Source organism: Nocardia sp. NPDC060249, from assembly GCF_042728755.1.
In the GTDB taxonomy this organism is placed as follows: domain Bacteria; phylum Actinomycetota; class Actinomycetes; order Mycobacteriales; family Mycobacteriaceae; genus Nocardia.
This window is the reverse complement of the sequence record NZ_JBHXAQ010000007.1, coordinates 339461-359065: the sequence shown is the minus strand read 5'-3', so window position 1 is coordinate 359065 and position 19605 is coordinate 339461. Positions and strand designations below refer to the sequence as shown.

20 protein-coding genes and 1 riboswitch are annotated in these 19605 nt (G+C 67.6%); of the genes, 15 read left to right on the top strand and 5 right to left on the bottom strand.

The window, feature by feature from the left end; all coding sequences use genetic code 11:
• Nucleotides 1-42 precede the first annotated feature (42 nt).
• The 5 genes from ACFWFP_RS25065 to ACFWFP_RS25045 all read left to right on the top strand — a co-directional run bounded on the left by ACFWFP_RS25065 (nt 43) and on the right by ACFWFP_RS25045 (nt 4190).
• The gene (locus ACFWFP_RS25065; protein WP_301903856.1) at nt 43-315 is read left to right on the top strand and encodes a GlsB/YeaQ/YmgE family stress response membrane protein; all 273 of its coding nucleotides are present in this window, start codon (nt 43-45) and stop codon (nt 313-315) included.
• Nucleotides 316-385: 70 nt separating this feature from the next.
• Entirely contained in the window at nt 386-1099 is a 714-nt protein-coding gene (locus ACFWFP_RS25060; RefSeq protein WP_266294043.1) for a phosphatidylserine decarboxylase, read from the top strand.
• Nucleotides 1096-1977, top strand: coding sequence for a phosphatidylcholine/phosphatidylserine synthase (locus ACFWFP_RS25055; protein ID WP_101465424.1), 882 nt, complete (start codon nt 1096-1098; stop codon nt 1975-1977). The genes ACFWFP_RS25060 and ACFWFP_RS25055 overlap by 4 nt, the downstream gene beginning before the upstream one ends.
• 197 nt (nt 1978-2174) lie before the next feature.
• Entirely contained in the window at nt 2175-3023 is an 849-nt protein-coding gene (locus ACFWFP_RS25050; RefSeq protein WP_379298846.1) for an RNA polymerase sigma-70 factor, read from the top strand.
• An 84-nt stretch (nt 3024-3107) separates the two neighbouring features.
• The gene (locus tag ACFWFP_RS25045; protein ID WP_379298844.1) at nt 3108-4190 is read left to right on the top strand and encodes an NAD(P)/FAD-dependent oxidoreductase; all 1083 of its coding nucleotides are present in this window, start codon (nt 3108-3110) and stop codon (nt 4188-4190) included.
• A 99-nt stretch (nt 4191-4289) separates the two neighbouring features.
• On the opposite strand, the gene ACFWFP_RS25040 is transcribed toward ACFWFP_RS25045, so the two are convergent.
• Complete coding sequence (locus tag ACFWFP_RS25040) at nt 4290-5531, bottom strand: hypothetical protein (RefSeq protein ID WP_379298842.1); 1242 nt, start codon at nt 5529-5531, stop codon at nt 4290-4292.
• A gap of 72 nt (nt 5532-5603) precedes the next feature.
• On the opposite strand from ACFWFP_RS25040, the gene ACFWFP_RS25035 reads away from it, so the two are divergent.
• Both ACFWFP_RS25035 and groL read left to right on the top strand, forming a co-directional pair.
• Nucleotides 5604-6335, top strand: a complete 732-nt coding sequence (locus ACFWFP_RS25035; protein WP_379298840.1) for a Clp protease N-terminal domain-containing protein — start codon at nt 5604-5606, stop codon at nt 6333-6335.
• Nucleotides 6336-6577: 242 nt separating this feature from the next.
• A complete protein-coding gene (gene groL, locus ACFWFP_RS25030; protein WP_379298838.1) occupies nt 6578-8203 on the top strand; it encodes a chaperonin GroEL in 1626 nt (541 codons plus the stop codon).
• A 121-nt stretch (nt 8204-8324) separates the two neighbouring features.
• Here groL and ACFWFP_RS25025 read toward each other — a convergent pair whose 3' ends face one another.
• Together ACFWFP_RS25025 and ACFWFP_RS25020 are read right to left on the bottom strand one after the other, a co-directional pair.
• Nucleotides 8325-9077: a DUF6585 family protein gene (locus ACFWFP_RS25025; protein ID WP_379298924.1), complete on the bottom strand. Its 753-nt coding sequence runs from the start codon at nt 9075-9077 to the stop codon at nt 8325-8327.
• A gap of 154 nt (nt 9078-9231) precedes the next feature.
• On the bottom strand, nt 9232-9918 hold the full coding sequence (locus ACFWFP_RS25020) for a ZIP family metal transporter (protein WP_379298836.1): 687 nt from the start codon (nt 9916-9918) through the stop codon (nt 9232-9234).
• A gap of 71 nt (nt 9919-9989) precedes the next feature.
• Here ACFWFP_RS25020 and ACFWFP_RS25015 point away from each other — a divergent pair, with 71 nt between their 5' ends.
• The gene (locus tag ACFWFP_RS25015) at nt 9990-10766 is read left to right on the top strand and encodes an alpha/beta fold hydrolase (RefSeq protein WP_379298834.1); all 777 of its coding nucleotides are present in this window, start codon (nt 9990-9992) and stop codon (nt 10764-10766) included.
• Here the strand turns inward: ACFWFP_RS25015 and ACFWFP_RS25010 are convergent.
• Nucleotides 10753-11700: an SMP-30/gluconolactonase/LRE family protein gene (locus tag ACFWFP_RS25010; RefSeq protein WP_379298832.1), complete on the bottom strand. Its 948-nt coding sequence runs from the start codon at nt 11698-11700 to the stop codon at nt 10753-10755. The two genes, ACFWFP_RS25015 and ACFWFP_RS25010, sit on opposite strands and share 14 nt — an antisense overlap.
• Nucleotides 11701-11814: 114 nt before the next feature.
• On the opposite strand from ACFWFP_RS25010, the gene ACFWFP_RS25005 reads away from it, so the two are divergent.
• Nucleotides 11815-12264, top strand: coding sequence for a MarR family winged helix-turn-helix transcriptional regulator (locus ACFWFP_RS25005; RefSeq protein ID WP_379298830.1), 450 nt, complete (start codon nt 11815-11817; stop codon nt 12262-12264).
• 48 nt (nt 12265-12312) lie between these two features.
• Here ACFWFP_RS25005 and ACFWFP_RS25000 read toward each other — a convergent pair whose 3' ends face one another.
• Nucleotides 12313-12765, bottom strand: a complete 453-nt coding sequence (locus tag ACFWFP_RS25000) for an SRPBCC family protein (RefSeq protein WP_379298828.1) — start codon at nt 12763-12765, stop codon at nt 12313-12315.
• A 724-nt stretch (nt 12766-13489) separates the two neighbouring features.
• Nucleotides 13490-13604, top strand: a riboswitch (SAM riboswitch).
• A gap of 23 nt (nt 13605-13627) precedes the next feature.
• On the opposite strand from ACFWFP_RS25000, the gene ACFWFP_RS24995 reads away from it, so the two are divergent.
• From ACFWFP_RS24995 to ACFWFP_RS24970, 6 genes are all read left to right on the top strand, one after another.
• The gene (locus ACFWFP_RS24995; RefSeq protein WP_379298826.1) at nt 13628-14788 is read left to right on the top strand and encodes an ABC transporter substrate-binding protein; all 1161 of its coding nucleotides are present in this window, start codon (nt 13628-13630) and stop codon (nt 14786-14788) included.
• Complete coding sequence (locus tag ACFWFP_RS24990; RefSeq protein ID WP_379298824.1) at nt 14788-16623, top strand: ABC transporter permease; 1836 nt, start codon at nt 14788-14790, stop codon at nt 16621-16623. Before ACFWFP_RS24995 ends, ACFWFP_RS24990 begins: the two co-directional genes overlap by 1 nt.
• Complete coding sequence (locus tag ACFWFP_RS24985; RefSeq protein WP_379298822.1) at nt 16604-17518, top strand: ABC transporter ATP-binding protein; 915 nt, start codon at nt 16604-16606, stop codon at nt 17516-17518. Before ACFWFP_RS24990 ends, ACFWFP_RS24985 begins: the two co-directional genes overlap by 20 nt.
• A 6-nt stretch (nt 17519-17524) precedes the next feature.
• Nucleotides 17525-18271 (top strand): ABC transporter ATP-binding protein, encoded by a 747-nt coding sequence (locus ACFWFP_RS24980; protein WP_379298820.1) that lies wholly within the window; start codon nt 17525-17527, stop codon nt 18269-18271.
• Between the two features lie 88 nt (nt 18272-18359).
• A complete protein-coding gene (locus tag ACFWFP_RS24975; RefSeq protein WP_379298818.1) occupies nt 18360-18821 on the top strand; it encodes a hypothetical protein in 462 nt (153 codons plus the stop codon).
• The gene (locus ACFWFP_RS24970) at nt 18818-19414 is read left to right on the top strand and encodes a peroxidase-related enzyme (RefSeq protein WP_379298816.1); all 597 of its coding nucleotides are present in this window, start codon (nt 18818-18820) and stop codon (nt 19412-19414) included. The genes ACFWFP_RS24975 and ACFWFP_RS24970 overlap by 4 nt, the downstream gene beginning before the upstream one ends.
• The last annotated feature ends 191 nt before the right edge of the window (nt 19415-19605 follow it).

Sequence of the window (19605 nt, the reverse complement as noted above, 5' to 3'; positions counted from 1 at the left end):
CAAGGCGATTGCTCGCCGACCCTTCGAGGGATCGAGGACAGCATGCTCGGACTCGGCATCATCAGTTGGATCATCATCGGCGGTCTGGCCGGTTGGATCGCGAGCAAGTTCATGAAGACCGACGCGCAGCAGGGCATCCTGCTCAATATCGTCGTCGGGGTCATCGGCGGTCTGCTCGGCGGCTTCGTGCTGAGCCTGTTCGGCGTCGATGTCGAAGGCGCGGGCTGGATTTTCAGCTTCATCACCTGTCTGGTGGGCGCCTGCGTGTTGTTGTACCTGGTGAAGCTGTTCACCGGGCGTAAATCGGTCCACTGACCACAGGTGCTTGCCGCGGGCTTCCCGTAAGGTGTGATCGCTTGTAGTCATCACACGAAAGAGGGAGCCCGTGGCACGCCGCCCCACCCCGCCCGGCACGCCCGATACCACCGGCGTCGGACATGTCGTCGATTTGGTGCGGGCCGCTGTACCCCCACTCCATCCCGCCGGACTGCCCTTCGTGGCGGTGCCGCTGGCGGTGGCGGTCATCGGCGGACGTAACAAATGGGTGCGCAGGGCCGGTCTGGCCTCGGCCGCCGCCTGCGCCGCCTTCTTCCGGCACCCGCATCGCGTGCCGCCGAACCGGGCGGGCATCGTGGTCGCGCCCGCCGACGGTGAAGTGGCGCTGGTCGACACCGCGGTGCCGCCCGTCGAGCTCGGACTCGGCGATCAGCCGTTGCCGCGCGTCAGCATCTTCCTGTCGGTGCTCGATGTGCACGTGCAGCGCGTTCCGGTGTCGGGAACCGTGCGCGAGGTGCTGCATCAGCCGGGTAAATTCCTCTCGGCCGATCTGCCGGAGGCCTCCGACGCCAACGAGCGCAACAGCATGGTCATCGACACCGCCGACGGCAAGCAGGTCGTCGTGGTGCAGATCGCCGGTCTGCTGGCCCGTCGCATCGTCTGCGATGCCCGCGTCGGTGACCTGCTCACCATCGGTGACACCTACGGCCTGATCCGGTTCGGGTCCCGCGTCGACACGTACTTCCCGGTCGGCACCGAACTGCTGGTGGCCCCCGGACAGCGCACGATCGGGGCCGAAACAGTCCTGGCTGTGCTGGGATGATCGAACAGGCTCGCACAGCACCTCGCAAACGGCCCCGCTCGGTGCGATTGCTGCCGAGCGTCGTCACCATTCTCGCGCTGTGCGCCGGCCTGTCGGCAGTGAAGTTCGGGCTCGACGGCGAACTCGGGATCGCGCTGGCGATGGTCGGTGCCGCCGCCGTGCTCGACACCCTCGACGGGCGGCTCGCGCGCATGCTCGACGCCACCAGCAAGATGGGCGCCGAACTCGATTCGCTCTCGGACGCGATCTCGTTCGGCGTCGCGCCCGCGCTGGTCATCTACGTGACCCTGCTCGACGGCAACAGCGCGGGCTGGATCGTCGCGCTGCTGTTCGCGGTGAGCCTGGTCCTGCGCCTTGCCCGCTTCAACACCCTGCTCGACGACGATTCCCGGCCCAACTGGGCACGGGAGTACTTTGTCGGCGTCCCCGCGCCCGCTGGAGCGTTGATCGCGCTGGTGCCGATCGCGTTGAAGGTGCAGTTCGGCGACGGCTGGTGGGACAGTTTCGCCTTCGTCGCCGCCTGGACGGTCTTCGCCGCGCTGCTGTGCGTGAGCACGATCCCGACCCTGGCGATGAAGTCGGTGTCGGTCGCTCCCCAGGCCGCGGCGGGGCTGCTGGTGCTCACCGCGCTGGCGGCCGCGCTGCTGGTCACGTACCCGATCGTGCTGCTGCTGATCTTGGTCGCGCTCTACCTCGCGCACATCCCGTTCGCCTGGCGGTCCGCCCGCTGGGTGGCCGCGCGCCCGGAGACCTGGCAGCACAAGCCGGCGGAGCGGCGGGCGCAACGGCGCGCGCAGCGGCGGATGCCCGCGATCCGCCGACCGGCGATCCGTGGATCGGCGCGCCTGCGTCTGCGTCGTCCACGCAACGACGACTGAACTGGCATACGACTCCCGCGACTGGACGTTTCGACATGGAGCAATCAACGCCACCTCCTCCACCCGAGGGCCACGGTTTTCGGCCGCCTCGGATCCGAGGGGCGAGACGGAACGCCGAAGGCGCAGTATCGCCCCTCGGATTCGAGGCCCACAGGGCCGAAAACCCCGCGGCGCCAGCCGCCGATATCACAGAGTTCATGGAGCATCGGCCGCGGCTTTTCTCGCTGGCATATCGCATGTTCGGGGCGGCGAGCGAGGCCGAGGACGTTGTCCAGGAGGTCTATCTGCGGTGGGCGCTGGCCGACCGCGCGGAGATCGCCACTGCCGAAGCGTGGTTGACGACCGTCACCGTGAATCTGTGTCGCACACAGCTCGTTTCGGCTCGGGCCCGGCGCGAGACCTATGTCGGGCAGTGGCTGCCGGAGCCGGTGCCGACCGGCGGCGGCGCGCTCGGTCCGCTGGGGACCGTCGAGGAACGAGAGTCGGTCTCCCTGGCCGTGCTCACCGCGATGGAACGGCTCAGCCCGATCGAACGCGCCGTGTTCGTGCTGCGCGAGGCCTTCGGCTACTCCCATGCCGAGATCGCGGAGATGCTCGATCTCACCGTGGCCAACACCCAGCAGATATTCCATCGGGCCGGTCAGCGGGTGCGCACCGGTAAACAGCGCTTCGTGGTGTCGGCCGAGCACGCGCGCACGATGATCGAGAAGTTCTTGCAGGCGGCCTCGACCGGCGATGTGGACGGTCTGCGCGAACTGCTCGCCGACGATGTCGTATCGGTCGCCGATGGCGGCGGCCGGGTGGTCGCGGCCAAGATCCCGGTGGTCGGTGGCGATGTGGTCGCCCGCTACCTGTCCAACCTGCGGCGCTTCCTCAGCCCCACGTCGCGGTTCGAATTCACCGAGATCAACGGCGACGTGGGTCTGATCCTGATCCAGGACGAGATTGCGGCCGGTGTCCTCGTCTTCGACTTCGACGAAGCGGGCTCGATCGCGGCGGTTCGCACGGTCGTGAACCCGGTCAAATTGGCCGCCGTAACTGTGTGATCCAGATCACTTCGAAAACCTGTCAGGAACTCGGGGGCTGATCGGTCTGGTGTGTGTAGGCATTTCGAGAGAAGGAGCCACACCATGACCGGTCAGCATCGGATCGTCGTCCTCGGCGCCGGGTACGCGGGACTCACCGCGGCCCGCGCCCTCGCGAAGAAGACTCGCGGCACCCAGATCACCGTCGTGGACGGCCGCGCCGAATTCGTCCAGCGGGTGCGCCTGCACCAGGCCGCCGCCGGCCAGCCGGTCAAGCGGCTCGACCTGCGGAAGTCGCTGGGACGCAAGGGCATCGAATTCCTCCAGGCGCGGGTCACCGACCTGGACCCGGAGCGCAAGATCGTCGCCCTCGACGGGGAGTGGACGCTGCACTACGACACCCTCGTCTACGCGCTCGGGAGCCAGGCCGACCGCGACGCCGTGCCCGGTGCGGCCGAGCATGCGACATTCGTCGCCACCGCCGAGGACCTGACGGAACTGTCGGGTCAGATCGTCATCGTCGGCTCGGGCCCGACCGGGATCGAACTGGCCACCGAACTCGCTGAGTCGCAGCCGGATTCGCGGATCAGCCTGCTCGGCACCGAGGATCCGGGCGCCTGGCTCTCACCGCGCGCGCACCAGTTGATCCGGGATGCGCTCACGCGGGCCGGTGTCGAAATCCGTTCCGGTGTCAAGGTTGTCGAGGTGCTGTCCGACGCGGTTCGGCTCGCCGACGGCACCCTGGTGCCCGCCGAAACCACCGTCTGGACCACCGGTTTCACCGTCCCCGATCTGGCTCGTCGCGCGGGACTGGAGGTGGCCGACGACGGCCGTATCCGCACCGACGACACGCTGCGCTCGGTTTCGCACCCCGACATCTACGCCGTCGGCGATGCCGCGCTGATGGCCGGCGTGGACGGCCGCCCGCTGCGGATGGCGTGCGCGACAGCGATTCCCGCCGGTCAGTACGTGGTCGGGGCGATCACGGCGCGGGCGCGTGGCCGCGAACCCGAGCCGATGACGGGCCGCTACGTCGCGCAGTGCATCAGCCTGGGCCGCCGTGACGCGGTGTTCCAGGTCGTCAAGGCCGATGACACCCCGACCAACACGGTGATCACGGGCCGTGTCGGCGCGCTGATCAAGGAACTGATCGTGCGCGGCACTGCCTTCACAGTGGGCCTGCGATAGTTCGACCGGACTGGCGTAATCGCCCTCTTCGCGGCCGTTGCGTCAGATCTGACCGGGGGCCGCGAAGAGGGGCGATTGCGCCGGGGTCGCCCGGTGCGGTCAGGTGGCGGTGTCTCGTCTGCTGCGCGGCCACCGGCGTCGGGTGAGCGGCAGTGCCCAGGGCGCGATCGCGAGCGCGAGGAGCACGCTGAGCCATGGAAGCCGCCACCACCAGCGCACATCTCGTTCGAGCGCCGTCGTCGGTTCGGTCAGCAGACGTGCCGTCGACGACCACACCACGAACGCGTCCCCGATGGGCATCAGGCCGAAGGCGTACCGCTTGGAGCCGGGCAGGCTGACCGGCAGTCCGAGCAGCTCGCCTTCGGAGCCGATCGCGGCCGCCAAGGCGCTGTCGCCGTTCACACGGGCGGCGCCCTGGGCGACGACAGTGGCGGAAAGGCTGACCCCGGCGACCAACGGTCCCGAGTCGACGTCACCGCTCCCGTCCACGCCCTTCGGGTATTCGCGAAGGGCGGGCCCGAAACCGCCTGGATAGGTCAGGTATCGGTCTCGGTACAGCGCGTAGTTGCTCTTGGCGAATGCTGGGTCGATCTCGGGCAGGAACCGAAGTATCACTGTCTGCGAGGTTGCCCGGGCGCCGGTCAGCATCGATCCGTCGGTCGGTGAAACCTGATGCGGCAGTAGACCGGTCGCGGGGTCGAGTCGGGTCTTCGCCTGCTCCAGCCACCGATCGATCACCGCTGTGTACTGTGCGCCGAACAGCTTGTCGTGTAGCCGAAGTGACGCGATCGCGACCGTCGAATCGACCGGCCATGCTTGACCCCGATAGGCCTGGAGAAACGGCGTGCCTGCCGCCGAGAAGGCCTGTGCGAGCTCGGCGCTGTGCGTGGAGAACCGCTGCACCGCGGCGGGATCGGAGTGATCGAGCGACAAGATCGCGCCCCGCAACCAGTTGGTCCACCCGGCCCAGAACACCCCGTACGCGGGCTGCAACCCGGGGCTGAACACCGCACGGCCCTCGTCGGATTCCGCGCGTGCCAGCGCCCATCGTGATTCACGGAGCGCGTCATCGCGCAGCCCGGAATCGGTGTGCGCGGCCTGCACCCAGGCGAGACCGTAGAGCACGTTCGAGAAGACATACCCCTCCGGAAACAGTTGCTGCGCAGCGGTATCCGAGCCTTCGTCGAGCGCGTCGCGTACGAAGGCCAATTGGCGCGCGGTCGACCCCGGCTGTTCGTCAAGCCCCGGCTGCGGCCACAGCAGGCGCCCGGCCCCGACCAGGCATGCCACCGTCACGACGATCCCCACCACGCGCGGCGCCCAGCGCCGGATTCTCCCCATGGCGACACTCTGCCAGGAATTTGCCGTCAACCAACCGTTGACGATCCACTATCGTCAACCTATGGTTGACGCATGAGCACTCCGAACTTTCGCCTCGACGACCTCATCGACGGCATCAAGAAGGCCCGCCCCGACAACGTCCTCGACCAGCTCTCCGACGCGGTGGTCGCCGCCAATCACCTCGGCGAGACCGCCGATCATCTGATCGGCCACTTCGTCGACCAGGCTCGCCGGTCCGGCGCCTCCTGGACCGACATCGGCGCCAGCATGGGCGTCAGCAAGCAGGCCGTCCAGAAACGATTCGTACCCAAGGGGCCGAGCGACACGGCTGCCATGGACCCGCAGGCCGGCTTCGCCAAGTTCACCGACCGGGCTCGGCAGGTGGTCGTCGGCTCCCAGGAGGCGGCCCGCGCCTCGGGGAGCGGTCAGATCGCACTCGGGCATCTGATCCTCGGTCTGATCGGTCAGCCGGAGGGTCTGGCCGCCAAGGAGATCATCGCCAGGGGCGTCGCGCTGGACGCGGTGCGCGATGCCGCGACCGCCTCGCTGCCCGCCGCCGACGGCGACGTGCCCGCTCTCATCCCGTTCGACGGCGACACGAAAAAGGTACTCGAGCTCACCTTTCGCGAGGCGCTGCGGCTCGGCCACAACTACGTCGGCACCGAGCACGTCCTGCTGGCTCTGCTGGAACAGGAGAACGGCACGGGCGTACTCAGCGGTCTGGGCCTTGACAAAGCCGTCGTCGAAGCCGAACTCGTCGAGTTGCTGAATCAGTTCCTGGCCTCGGTGCAGGACGAGGCGTGACGGGCGGTCGCGTCCGGTGTGTTCGTCGTGCCGGGCGCGACCTTGCACTCTCGTCAGTCGAGTGCTAAAAATGGCTTGGCACTCGTGACTGTTGAGTGCCAGGTCGGGGTGGTGAGATCGGGTTCCATCGACACCCTCGGTCGTCCGTCGCGGGCACCGCACCTGGCCAGCGTAACTTTGGGGCGATCCAACCTGCGGTCGTCTCGTGTGTCAGCCATAGACATGTGGAGGATCTCAACGCAATGGCCAAGACAATTGCGTACGACGAAGAGGCCCGTCGCGGTCTCGAGCGGGGTCTGAACGCCCTCGCCGACGCTGTCAAGGTGACGCTGGGCCCGAAGGGTCGCAACGTCGTGCTCGAGAAGAAGTGGGGCGCCCCCACGATCACCAACGATGGTGTGTCCATCGCCAAGGAGATCGACCTCGAGGACCCGTACGAGAAGATCGGCGCCGAGCTGGTCAAGGAAGTCGCCAAGAAGACGGACGACGTCGCGGGCGACGGTACGACCACCGCCACCGTGCTCGCCCAGGCGCTCGTGCGTGAAGGTCTGCGCAACGTCGCGGCCGGCGCGAACCCGCTGGGCCTCAAGCGTGGCATCGAGAAGGCCGTCGAGGCCGTCACCGCCAAGCTGCTCGACACCGCCAAGGAGATCGACACCAAGGAGCAGATCGCTGCTACCGCTGGTATCTCCGCGGGCGACTCGGCCATCGGCCAGCTCATCGCCGAGGCGATGGACAAGGTCGGCAAGGAAGGTGTCATCACCGTCGAGGAGAGCAACACCTTCGGGCTCCAGCTGGAGCTCACCGAGGGCATGCGCTTCGACAAGGGCTACATCTCCGGTTACTTCGTGACCGACCCCGAGCGTCAGGAAGCGGTCCTCGAGGATCCGTACATCCTGCTCGTCTCGTCCAAGATCTCGACGGTCAAGGACCTGCTGCCGCTGCTGGAGAAGGTCATCCAGGCCGGCAAGCCGCTGCTGATCATCGCCGAGGACGTCGAGGGCGAAGCCCTGTCGACCCTGGTCGTGAACAAGATCCGTGGCACCTTCAAGTCTGTCGCCGTCAAGGCGCCGGGCTTCGGTGACCGTCGCAAGGCCCAGCTGGCCGATATCGCCATCCTCACCGGTGGCGAGGTCATCAGCGAAGAGGTCGGCCTCTCCCTGGAGACCGCCGGTATCGAGCTGCTCGGCACCGCGCGCAAGGTCGTCATCACCAAGGACGAGACCACCATCGTCGAGGGTGCGGGCGACGCGGAGGCCATCAAGGGCCGCGTGGCGCAGATCCGCGCCGAGATCGAGTCCTCGGATTCGGACTACGACCGTGAGAAGCTGCAGGAACGTCTGGCCAAGCTGGCCGGCGGCGTCGCGGTGATCAAGGCCGGTGCCGCGACCGAGGTCGAGCTCAAGGAGCGCAAGCACCGCATCGAAGATGCCGTGCGCAACGCCAAGGCCGCCGTCGAAGAGGGCATCGTTGCCGGTGGTGGCGTCGCGCTGCTGCAGGCCGCCCCCGCGCTCGACGGCTTCAGCGGCCTGACCGCTGACGAGGCGACCGGTGTCAACATCGTGCGCGTCGCGCTGTCGGCTCCGCTCAAGCAGATCGCCTTCAACGCGGGCCTCGAGCCCGGCGTCGTGGCCGAGAAGGTCTCCAACCTCCCCGAGGGCGAAGGCCTGAACGCCGACTCCGGTGTCTACGAGAACCTGCTGGCCGCCGGCGTTGCCGACCCGGTCAAGGTCACCCGCTCGGCCCTGCAGAACGCGGCCTCCATCGCCGCGCTCTTCCTCACCACCGAGGCAGTCGTCGCCGACAAGCCGGAGAAGGCCGCCCCCGCGGGCGACCCCACCGGCGGCATGGGCGGCATGGACTTCTGATCTCCTGATCAGCTAGCCCAACGCAAGTCACGAAGGCCGGTCCACCATCACGGTGGACCGGCCTTCGGCATTAAAAGGGGGAGTGAACGGCGCTGTTGTGAACCGACCCGCGCGCGGGAGGTCAGGCGACCGGGGTCAATCGCAGGCGTTCGGCCAGTTCGTTGAAGATGTAGAAGTTGGGGATGGTGCCGACGGGGGCCAGCGACATCCACATGCCGGAGAGTTTGATGCGGATGTGGCCGCTGCGGGCGTCGATGAGCTGGATGTCTTCCCAGGACAGGGCTTCGCCGCGGAAGATGAGGGCGTCGAGGGAGAGGGAGAGCTCGCCGAAGGGGACGGTTTCGCCGTTGTCGATGGCGGCTACCGCGGCGGGGAGCTGGGTTGCGGTGACGGCGGATTGGATAGCGCGGGCCCATTCGCGGGCGCGGGCGAAACCCTCTTCGTCGACGGTCGCTTCGACACCGCCGGGACCCGACAGCTCCAGCAGGTAGGAGACGGGGGTGGTGTCGTGGAAGGGGATCGCGTGCTGACGCACTTCGGTACTGTCCCACCGGAATCCGGCCACCCGCTGACCCGAGCGGTAGACGGTGACGCCCTGGTCGAACAGGTCGATGCGGGCGGCGCGGTTCTGCCGGTTGATCACCCCGCGGCGCAGCGCGAGCAGGACGGGCGCGGCGGCGATCACGAGTAGTGCCACTCCGCCTTGCCATCCGCCGACGGCCGCGACGATGATGCCGATGGTGGCGATACAGCCCGCGACGATGCCGCAGCCGCGCACGAAGGTGTCGTCGGCGGGGGTGGCGAGAAAGGTGTCACGGTGCGCGCCGAGATGCTGATACTCCGCCATCAGGTGTATCAGTTGGGTCAACGGCACTGTGTGCCGAGCATCGGCTACGTCCTCCGGCCTGTTCGGAGTGATCACTCGTCCCTCCATGAGGCGTTTTCATCCGCGGCGAAGCGTATGCGAACCGGCGGAATATTGCCACCGGTACGGGACTGAAATCCTGGCCGCGACCGGGCGGAATGGCTCAGCCGATGGCGAAAGCGACGAAGAATCCTGCCGCGGTTGCCATTCCGACCCACCAGCCGCCTTCGCGGTAGGCCTCGGGGATGAGGGAGTCGGCCAGCACCGCGATCGTGGCGCCGCCCGCGAACGCTTGGACCGCGCTGATCGCGGTCGGCGAAACCGAGTCGGCGTAAGCGTTTCCCAGCACCGTCACCGCGACGAGCACCGCGGCCGTCACCGCCCACAGCGCGAAGGTCCGGCCCGCCTCGAACCCGTGCTGCTCGCGCATGAGGACCGCCCCGCTCACAGCTTCGGGCACATTGCCCGCCGCGATCGCGACCACCAGCACCAATCCGCCTCCGCCACTGAGGGATACGCCCAGTGCGAGGTTCTCCGGTACACCGTCGAGCACGGTCCCGAGCAGCAACGCCCAGCCGATCGCGGCGGGCCCCAGCTTGTTCTCGATGAGATGGTTGGCCACCACGTAGACCCCCGCACCGGCGAACAGCGCCGTGCCGGCGACCAGTGCGCCGTCGCGGTGGAAGGCGGGCGCGAAGAGCTCCTCCGATATCGCCGCGATCATCGTGCCCGCGCCGAACGCCATCATCGCGGCGAGCACGGCTTTCGGCAGCGTCCACCGCAGCCCCACCGCCACCCCGATCAGCAGCGGGACCGCGGTTCCGAGGCCGTAGAGCAGGACGGTAGACATGGCCTGAGCCTATTCGGCTGTCGCCGAGGACGGCGCAACGGTCCGCGTCCGCGCCGACTAGGGTGGTTGACGTGTTGGTTGTCGACGAAGGCGAACCCACCGCACCGGCGATCGTGTTCCTGCACGGCATCCCCGGCTCGGTGGACTGGTTCGCCGCGGTCGCCGAGCGGATGGTCGCGAACTTCCGCGTGATCCGGGTGGACATGCACGACCTGGGCGCCGACGGCGACTTCACCGCCGCGGCCCGCACCGCGCCGATCGTCGCGCTCATGAACGATCTCGACCTCACCGATGTGACGGTGGTCGGCCACTCGTTCGGCGCCGAGATCGCGCTGGAACTCGCCGCCGCGTCGCGCCGGGTGGCTCGCGTCGTGGTCGTGGGCCAGGCCCCGGACTACCGGGCCGCGAGCATCCCGACCGCCGCGAGATGGGTGGTTCGTCCGTGGTCGGTGCGCTTGGCGCAACGGTGGACACCCGGACCGGTGATCCGGCTGGCGAACCGGTCGGTCTTCGCGCCCCGATTCCGCTACGACTCCGCGCCCGGCCTGGCCGAAGCGCTGGTCCGCGACTTCCGCACCGCTCTGCCCGGCGGCCTCGCCTACGCGGTGGGCGGCCGTGCCGCCGACTTCGCGGCCGCCCCGCTCGACATCCGCGCGCAAGCCCTCGACCAGCCCGTCCTCGCCGTCCACGGTCGGCACGACACCCTCTACGACAGCACCGAAACGCTCGCCCGCTTCGCCGCGGCGGGCGCCGACACCCACCTCGTCGAACACGCGGGCCATTCGCCCCAGGTGGAGCAACCGGACGAGTTCGTGTCGGTGCTGGGCGAATTCATCAGATCCCACTGACGGCGGAAACCACGAACGGCCCCGGTGTGCCCTGCGCCCCGAGTGGTCCGCCCTTGTCGAACTGTGAGGACACGATCAGTGCCCGCTCGCCCGAATGCGCCATCGTCGTCGGAACATTCAGCGCCGGATCGTGGAATTCGCCGGTGCGGGTGGCGGTGGCGCCGTTGTCGGCGAGGGTCCAGCGGCTGATGGTGTTGTCGAGGTTGTGAACTATCCACAGGGTGTCCCCGCGCAGGTCCAATCCGTCGCCGTGGCGCGCATCGCCACCGGTCAGCGCGATTTTTCGGATCGATGCCGGGCCGCCGGTGAGGTCGATGCGGTACAGCTCGGCCGCTGACATGGCGACGACGATCAGATACGTCCCGCCGGGGTCGGCGACAATTCCGTTGAGCTCGAACACCGTCGGGTCGCGCGGTCCGAGCGTGGCGGTCAGATCGTAGGCCACGCTCAATTCGTCACTACCGGAACCGATGACCGCTCGGTAGACGACATTGCGCACGCTGTCGGTCAGGTAGGCGGACCCATCGGCCCCGAAATCGAGGTCGTTGACGAAACGTGCTGCGTCACCGGGTACGTCGAACTTCGCGAGCAGCGCGCGTGACCCGGTGTCGTAGACACTCACGCCCGCACCGGAATCGATCACCCACAGCCGGCCGGTGCGGTCGACCTTCACACCGTTCGCCGTCTTCCTGCCGTCGGCGCCCGCGGGCAGGAACACCTCCGCGCGCGAGGCGTCGGCTGTCGCCCGATACACGGTTCCATCCGCGAACGACCCGACATAGGTGTCCCCGTTGCGCGCGTCCAGGCCGATGCCCTCGGGATAGACGGCGGTGCCCGGCAGTTCGTAGGCCGTGCTCAGCGTGGGTGTGGCAGGCGAGGTCCCGCACGCGGTCAGGGCCAGGCACGCGGTGGCGACGGCGATGGTTCGCAACATGATGAAGCCTCTCAGTGATGTAATGCTGAACATCAAGCAATAGGCAGTAATGTAAATTAGAGTCGTTATGATCGTCAAGGGAGTTATGAAGTGATGGGCGGATACCATGCACCCATGACGTCCATGCCCGCCGCCGAGAGGCTCGGCTCGTATATCAAGCGCGCCGAGCAAGCCCTGATCGCGACCAAGACTGCCGCGCTGAAACCGGCCGGGCTGACCGTTGCGCAGTACAGCGCGTTGCTGCACCTCGCCGAGAACCCCGGCATCTCGGCCGCCGCCCTGGCCCGGCTGGCGGGCGTCACCCCGCCGACGATGAACACCGTCCTGACCAACCTGCAGGAGCGCGGCCTGGTGGATCGGACCCCGCACGAGTGGCACAAGAACGTGCTGGAAACCCGCCTGACCGAGGCGGGACGCTCGGTGATGGCCGATGCCGACACCCGCGCGATCGCGGTGGAGCGCACCCTGGCCGAGCGATTCACCGAGGCCGAACTGGCGGCGGTGCAGGAACTGCTCACGCGCAGCGCACAGGCACTCGACGAGATCCGCGACAACCTGCCGTGACGAAAAAAGCCCGCCGGAAAGTTCCGGCGGGCTCAGGTGTGGATCGGGTCAGCGCTCGGCGGCGACCTTCACCTTGCTCAGCGTCTCCCGCATCCCCGAGACCAGGTCGGCCTCGAACTTCTCCTCGCCGCCCATGGCGACCTTGATCGTTCCCCGCAGCCAGCCGGGCAGGCCCTTGGCGTCGACGGTGCGCGTTTCGACGACCCGGGTGCCGGTGGCGGTCGGCTCGAGCTCGTAGGCCCAGACCGTGCGGTTCTCGTTCATCCGGAACGCCAGCGCCCGGTTCGGCTCGAAGCGCACGATCCGCGAGGTGGTCGGATAGACCTTCCAGCCCACCTTGTTGACGTTGACGGTGAAAGCGCCGTCGCGGACGCCACCGAGCGCGACCATCTTCAGGGTTGTCGGACTGAGCTCGGACATGCGGCGCAGATCGGCGAGTACCGACCAGACCTTCTCCGGCGGTGCGGCGATGTCGATGCTGGCTTCGAGGTTGTTCGGCAACGTTGCCTCCGGGTTATACGTGACGGACTGTCACGCTCAGCATAGGCACCGGCCGAGAGGCAGGTTCCGTATGGTGACGCGAAAGGCCCGGGCCCGGCGGCGGAGGCAGCACAGAACCGAGCGCGGCGCGCGCATCGAGGAGGCGGACCCCTCGCGGCGAGGGCCGTGCTCGAACTCGGCGCCGCGATCACCACAGGGGCGGACAAGGCCGTCGCCGCCGGACCCCCGATGCTCAGCGGGCGGTGTCTCCGCGAACCCGGCAGCGGGCCGGGGGCCGGAGGGCCTGTTCTGTAGGCGAGCCCGAAAGCAGTGGTTGTCCAGGACGCCGCGGCGCGGCCGGTGTCCGGTGCCGTGGCCGAGTCGCCCGGCACCGCGCACAGCTGCGCGCCGACGAGAATCCCTACGACACAGATCGTTGCGACTGTTCTGCCCGTCGGCGCTCACCCCCGGTCCGCCGTTTCAGTAGTCGCCTGCGAGTTCGAGCCCGCCGCTCAGCACAGTGGTCATAGGAACAGGAATACCGCGCCCGGCGCTCGCCGACAATGATTTGTCGCACCCTGCGCTGATCGGAGTTCACCGGGCGTGGTCTTTGTCTCGAGCTGATCGCAAAACGGCGCCTCGCGGATCACCGCAGCTAGTGCCGTATCCGACTGTCCAACAGTCGTATCGGATACCCGGAAGGTGCGACGGATACACGCGAATTCGCTGCTAGATTTCGGCCCACGGTCACGAGTATCAGCACTGTCGAGCCCCGGCTCGCTGATCGGCAACCCTCGCTTGCGGTGGGGTGCCCCGGGTGACGACCAGGCGATATCGCACAGATAGCGCAAGCGCTGTATTCAAGCTCGAAGGAAAATCAGCAATGAGTAAGTTCTCGGTCGGTTCGCGGCGTCGTTTCAAGATCGTGGCGGGCGCTCTCGCCGTAGTCGGCGTCGCTGCCGCGGTGGTCGGCTGCAGCGATACCGGTGCCGACTCCGGCAGTGGCACGGTGTATTTCGGTGTTTCCGGTCCGCGAACCGGACCGTCGGCGGAGTACGGCCGCCTGTGGCAGCAGGGCTTCGACCTCGCGCTGGACGAGATCAACGCGGCAGGCGGCATCAACGGCCGCAAGGTCGAATTGAAGTGGGAGGATTCGCAATCCGATCCCAAACAGACCGTCCCGATCGCCACCAAATTCGTCGACGACAAATCGGTGATCGCCGAACTCGGCGACTTCTCCTCGCCTGCCTCGATCGCCGCGTCGCCGATCTATAACCGCGGCAAGCTCGTTCAGTACGGCTTCACTAACTCCTCGGTCGATTTCACCAAGGCGGGCGACTATTCGTGGAGCCCGTCGATCACCCTCGACGTCTTCCAGGAACGCAATGCCGAATGGGTGTCGAAGAAGGCGAAGAAGGTCTCGGTCGTCTATCTCGAAACCGACTGGGGCAAGCAGGCGTTCGGCTTCTTCGAGAAGTTCGCGAAGGAGAAGGGCGTGGAGATCGTCTACTCCTCGCCGATCCTGCCCGACTCCACCGATGTGAAGCCGATCCTGATCAAGGGCCGCGAGGCCAACCCCGAGGCGTTCGTGCACCTGGGCTACGGTCCCGACGGCGCGCTGGTGGTCAAGCAGCTGCGCGACGTCGGCTTCTCCGGCCAGTTCTTCGGCGGCCAGAACACACCGCAGTTCATCTCGCTGGCGGGCGCGGCGGCCGAGGGCGACATCGTGAACGGCATCTTCAGCCCGGCCGACCCGGATCCGAAGATCCAGGACTTCGTCACGAAGTTCCGCAAGAAGTTCAACACCGATCCCGGCGATTTCAATGTCTACGCCTACGACGCGCTCACCGTCGTGGTGCAGGCGGCGAAGAAGGGCGGCGCCACCCGCGAGGGCGTCCTCGAAGGACTGAAGACCGAGACGCAGTTCACCGGAATCGGCCTGGGCACTTTCGCTTTCGACCAGCAATCGCGGCGTCCGAAGGGTGTGTCCCCGCGTGAACTGGTGCTGAAGGAAGGCAAGTTCGTGCCGACCGGCAACCGCTGATGCTCGACACGCTCATCGCCGGTGTGGTCCACGGCAACGCGTACGCGCTGCTCGCCGTGGGCATCACGCTCATCTTCGGCGTCACCAATGTCATCAACTTCGCGCACGGCGCGGTGTTCGCCCTCGGCTCGATCCTGGGCTGGTGGTTCATCGCCGAGCAGGGTCTGCCGCTATGGCTGACCATCGTGCTGGTGGTCGCGATCACCGCCGCCGTCGGCATCGGAATCGACCTGCTGGCAGTGCATCCGCTGCGCAAGGCGCCCGCCATCGCGGCGCTGCTCGCCACGGTGGCGGCCGGACTGATCATCGAGAACCTGACCCAGATCGTCTTCGGTCCCGAAACCCGGCCGTTTCCACAAGTGCTGCCCACCAACAACTTCCAGCTCGGCGGCGTCCGCTTCGGCACCTCCGATCTGGTGATGTTCGCGATCACCCTGGTGGTCATGCTCGGCCTGGCCGGGTTCCTGCGGTTCAGCCGCTACGGCCTCGCCATTCGCGCCACCGCGCAGGACCCGGACGCCGCCGCGCAGATGGGCATCGGTGTCTCGCGCATCCAGGTGCTGGCCTTCGCGATCGCCTCCGGGCTCGGCGGTCTCGCGGGAATCTTCGTCGGGCTGTACAACTCGAACATCTCCCCGACCAGCGGCACCCTCGCGGGGCTGACCGGGTTCGTCGCGGCCACCATCGGTGGTCTCGGTTCCATCCCCGGCGCGGTGATCGGTGGGTTCGCCCTCGGCATCGTGGAGGCCGTCGGCATCTACACCTTCGGCGACGGCTACCGCGACCTGATCACCTTCGGTGTGCTGGTGGCGTTCCTGGTGCTCCGGCCGGGTGGCCTGCTGGCCAAGGTGCCCGCGATCAGCGCCGAACCGCTCACCGGCACCTACCTGGGCGTCGGCCGCCGGCTCAGGGTGCGCTGGTGGCACGCGGTGGCGGTGTTCGCGGTGGCGGCGCTGGTTGTGCCGCTGGTCGCGAACAACTACGCCATCGTGGTCGGCACTCAGATCCTGGCCTACGCCATCATCGCGGTCTCGATGACGCTGGTCGCCGGTTCGGCAGGCCAGTTGGTGATCGGGCAGGCCGGGCCGATCGCGATCGGCGCCTACACCTCGGCGATCCTCACGGTGAACCACGACTGGCCCTTCCTGGCCGCCGCGCTCGCGGGTGGGGTGCTGGCCGCGATCATCTCCTCGATTCTGGCTGCGCCGCTGTGGAACCTCAACGGGCACTATGTCGCGATCGCCACGCTCGGCATCGGCATCGTGATCGTGGCGGTGATCCGCAACTGGGAGTCGGTGACTCGCGGCAGCTACGGCATCTTCGGTATTCCCGTGCCGAGCATCCTCGGCCACGAGTTCACCGAGAACACCGAGGTGTTCCTGCTCGAGCTGGTGTTCCTGGCGATCGCCCTCGCGGTGGTCGTCGGGGTGCAGCGGTCCCGGCTCGGCACAGCCCTGCGTGCCGTCGGTGCCGACGAGGTGGCCGCGCGGTCCTCGGGCATCCCCGTGCGCGACTACAAGGCGCTGGCTTTCGCGATCAGCGCGCTGTTCTCCGGCATCGCGGGCGCGCTGCTGGCGCACCAGTACAGCTACATCGACCCGACCGTGTTCAACCTGCCCATGTCCCTGCTGATCGTCACCATCCTCGTGCTCGGCGGCACCGGTTCGCCCTACGGCGCGGTGCTGGGGGCGGCGGTGCTGATCGGTGTTCCCGAGGCGCTGCGGCTGGCACCGGAAGCCCGCATCCTGCTCTACGGCGTGGTGCTGCTGCTGATCATCCGGTTCCGGCCGCAGGGCGTTCTGGTGAGGAGTGAACGTGTCCCCGTCCTTCGATGACACCGCTTCGTCGCCGAGCGAACCAGGTGTTCCCGTCTTGGCCGTGCGCGGTCTGCGCAAGTCCTTCGGCGGTGTGCGCGCGGTCGACGGCATCGAATTGGCCGTAGCCACGGGCGAATTCGTCTCGATCATCGGTCCGAACGGGTCGGGTAAGACGACGACCGTGAACCTCGTCTCGGGCGTGCTGCGCCCCGACGCGGGACAGGTCGAGGTCGCGGGCAAGCGGTTGCGCCCCGGTTCACAGGAGGCGGCCGCCCGTGCGGGTATCGCGCGGACCTTCCAGAACGGCCGCGTGTTCGGCAGCCTCACGGTGCGCGAGAACGTCGAGATCGGCTTGCACACCACCATCACCGCGGGGCGGCCGTGGCAGCGGCTCTCGCGGATTCCGTTGCTGCGCTGGGTGCCGCTGGTAGCGGAGACCGTGCTGGCGCTGCTGCCGACGCCCGCCGTGCGCGCGGAACGGCGTCGCACCGACGCCCTGGTCGACGGCCAGCTGGCCCGCTTCGCCGAGCGGCTCACACCGCGCGCCGGCCACAACGCCTACACCCTGTCCTATGCCAACCGCCGCCGCACCGAGATCGCCAGGGCGCTGGCACTCGAGCCCACGGTGCTGCTGCTCGACGAGCCCGCGGCGGGCATGAACCAGACCGAGACCGCCGAGGTGGGCAGGCAGCTCGCCGAGCTGAAAGCCGCCGGTCAGACGATCGTGCTGGTCGAGCACAAACTGGAATTGGTGAACGCGCTCTCGGACCGGGTGATCGTGCTCGACGAGGGCCGCGTCATCGCCGAGGGCACGCCGGAACAGATCCAGCACGACGAGCGCGTCATCGAGGCCTACCTCGGCCGACGCCGACTACGCACGCCCGCGGGCGTGCCGGGTGAGAAGGTTAGGTGACCGCCGGTGCCGATTGACGAGAAGACCACACCGATCCTGGAATTCGACGATGTCACTGTGCATTACGGGCCCTCGAAGGCACTGGACGAGGTGTCGCTGACGGTGCGCCCCGGCGAGATCGTCTCGCTGCTCGGCGGCAATGCCTCCGGCAAGTCGACGACGATGAAGACCGCGCTCGGGCTGCTGCGCCCGACCTCCGGCACGGTCCGCATCGACGGCGTCGACGTGAGCACCAGCTCGCCCGCGGCCCGCATCAAGGCCGGTCTCGCCTCCGTACCCGAGGCAAGGCGGGTGTTCCCGGCGATGACGGTGGAGGAGAACCTCTACGTCGGTGGTTACATCCGCAAGGAACGCCGCTCGGTGCTCGTCACGCGGGCGAACGAACTGTACGAGCACTTTCCGCGTCTGCGGGATCGGCGCACCCAGCAGGCGGGCACGCTCTCGGGAGGCGAACAGCAGATGCTCGCGTTCGCCAGGGCATTGATGAGCAAACCGCGACTGATCTGCATGGACGAGCCGACCATGGGCCTGTCGCCGCTGTTCGTCGACCGGGTGCTCGACGAGATCGCCCGTCTCAACGCCGAATTGGGTCTGGCGATCCTCATCGTCGAACAGCAGGCCGAGCTCGCCCTGTCGATCGCCCACTCCGGAAACGTGTTGCAGGGCGGGCGGATCGTCCTGCGCGGCACCGCCACCGAACTGCTCGACAACCCGGCGATCCGCGACGCCTACCTGGGGAAGGTGCCCGCGTGAGCGATCAGCCCGTGGTGCCGCGTTCCCTCGAACTCTTCGCCACCGAGGTTGCGCCGCAACTGGATTGGCCTACCGAAGGGAGACCGGCATGACCGATGTCATCGACGCGGTGCTCGGCACCGAGACGGCGGCCAGGGTCGCCGCCGTGCGGCAGCGCAGGCCCGCCGTGGTCGAGCACACGCAGGGCGTGCACGACGCGCTGTTCGACGGCCCCGCCGGTCTTGCCTTCGGCCGTGCGCGTCTGGCTGCCATCGCCGCCCACCTGGCCGTGCTCGGCGAGGCGAAAGATCTCGCCGCCCACTACCTCGCCCTGGCGCAAGGGGCGGGGACGGAGTCGGATTCGGCCGGTGACGCGGCACTCGCTGCCGCGTTGCGCCACGCTGTGCGGCTCACCGAGGCTCCCGCGACGAGCACGCGCGTCCACGTCGACATTCTGCTGGCGGCGGGACTGACCGAGGCCGATATCGTCACCGTCTCCCAGCTCGTCGGCTTCGTGAGCTACCAGGTCCGTCTGCTGGCAGGCCTCGCCCTGATCGGAGCTCAGCGATGACCGAGGCTCGGGCCGGCGCTCGCCCCACCGGTTTCACCCAGGATCAGCTCGACTGGGCGCCCTGGGTCGAGCCGATCGACCTGGCCGAGGCCGACGACCGGCAGCGCCCGCTCCTGGAAGGACAGCGCGGCGAGAGCCCCTACTTCCGGCTGCTCGCCCGCAATGCCGAGGTGCTCGCCCAGCGCAGCGCCAACGACAAGGACATCTTCTACAGCAGGGAAGGGCTGATCAGAGCCGAGCGTGAGCTCGCCGCGACGGTTACTTCCCGGTTCAACGGATGTGAGTACTGCGCTTCGGTACACTCACGTTTCACATCGCAGTTGTCTCGGCGCGTCGATGACGTGCAGCGGCTGCTGGACGAGGGAACGACGGTACGGATCGACGAACGTTGGGACGCCATCATCGATTTCACCGCCGCGCTGGCCGCGCAACCGCCACGGCCCGCGCACGCGGAACTGGATCGATTGCGCGCACTCGGATTCGGCGATACCGATATTCACGATCTCGTGCTGTCGACGGCTTCGTTCTCGTGGGCGAATCGGCTCATGCTCGGTCTGGGCGAGCCCCGAGTTCCGGTGTCTTGTGCTCCATGACAAAAAATTCTAGAAAATTCCTTTAAAACACCTCCACTTCACATTGTGTCTGGGTATCGTCCGAGACGGCAAATGGCCCGTGACAACGAAGTCACAAAACATCGACTTGGAGTGACACATGCTTTACAACATCACTGATGACAGCAGCGACGGCAACATCTTGACCCTGCTGCTCGGACTGCTCACCAGCT

Bases quoted from the DNA above. Each gene is read 5' to 3' on its own strand.
- ACFWFP_RS24995 (WP_379298826.1), top strand. From the start codon at position 13,628: ATGAGTAAGTTCTCGGTCGGTTCGCGGCGTCGTTTCAAGATCGTGGCG.
- ACFWFP_RS25010 (WP_379298832.1), bottom strand. From the start codon at position 11,700: ATGTTGCGAACCATCGCCGTCGCCACCGCGTGCCTGGCCCTGACCGCG.
- ACFWFP_RS25040 (WP_379298842.1), bottom strand. From the start codon at position 5,531: ATGGGGAGAATCCGGCGCTGGGCGCCGCGCGTGGTGGGGATCGTCGTG.
- ACFWFP_RS25005 (WP_379298830.1), top strand. From the start codon at position 11,815: ATGACGTCCATGCCCGCCGCCGAGAGGCTCGGCTCGTATATCAAGCGC.
- ACFWFP_RS24970 (WP_379298816.1), top strand. From the start codon at position 18,818: ATGACCGAGGCTCGGGCCGGCGCTCGCCCCACCGGTTTCACCCAGGAT.
- ACFWFP_RS25065 (WP_301903856.1), top strand. From the start codon at position 43: ATGCTCGGACTCGGCATCATCAGTTGGATCATCATCGGCGGTCTGGCC.
- ACFWFP_RS25035 (WP_379298840.1), top strand. From the start codon at position 5,604: ATGAGCACTCCGAACTTTCGCCTCGACGACCTCATCGACGGCATCAAG.
- groL (WP_379298838.1), top strand. From the start codon at position 6,578: ATGGCCAAGACAATTGCGTACGACGAAGAGGCCCGTCGCGGTCTCGAG.
- ACFWFP_RS25050 (WP_379298846.1), top strand. From the start codon at position 2,175: ATGGAGCATCGGCCGCGGCTTTTCTCGCTGGCATATCGCATGTTCGGG.
- ACFWFP_RS25045 (WP_379298844.1), top strand. From the start codon at position 3,108: ATGACCGGTCAGCATCGGATCGTCGTCCTCGGCGCCGGGTACGCGGGA.
- ACFWFP_RS24990 (WP_379298824.1), top strand. From the start codon at position 14,788: ATGCTCGACACGCTCATCGCCGGTGTGGTCCACGGCAACGCGTACGCG.
- ACFWFP_RS25055 (WP_101465424.1), top strand. From the start codon at position 1,096: ATGATCGAACAGGCTCGCACAGCACCTCGCAAACGGCCCCGCTCGGTG.
- ACFWFP_RS25020 (WP_379298836.1), bottom strand. From the start codon at position 9,918: ATGTCTACCGTCCTGCTCTACGGCCTCGGAACCGCGGTCCCGCTGCTG.
- ACFWFP_RS24975 (WP_379298818.1), top strand. From the start codon at position 18,360: ATGACCGATGTCATCGACGCGGTGCTCGGCACCGAGACGGCGGCCAGG.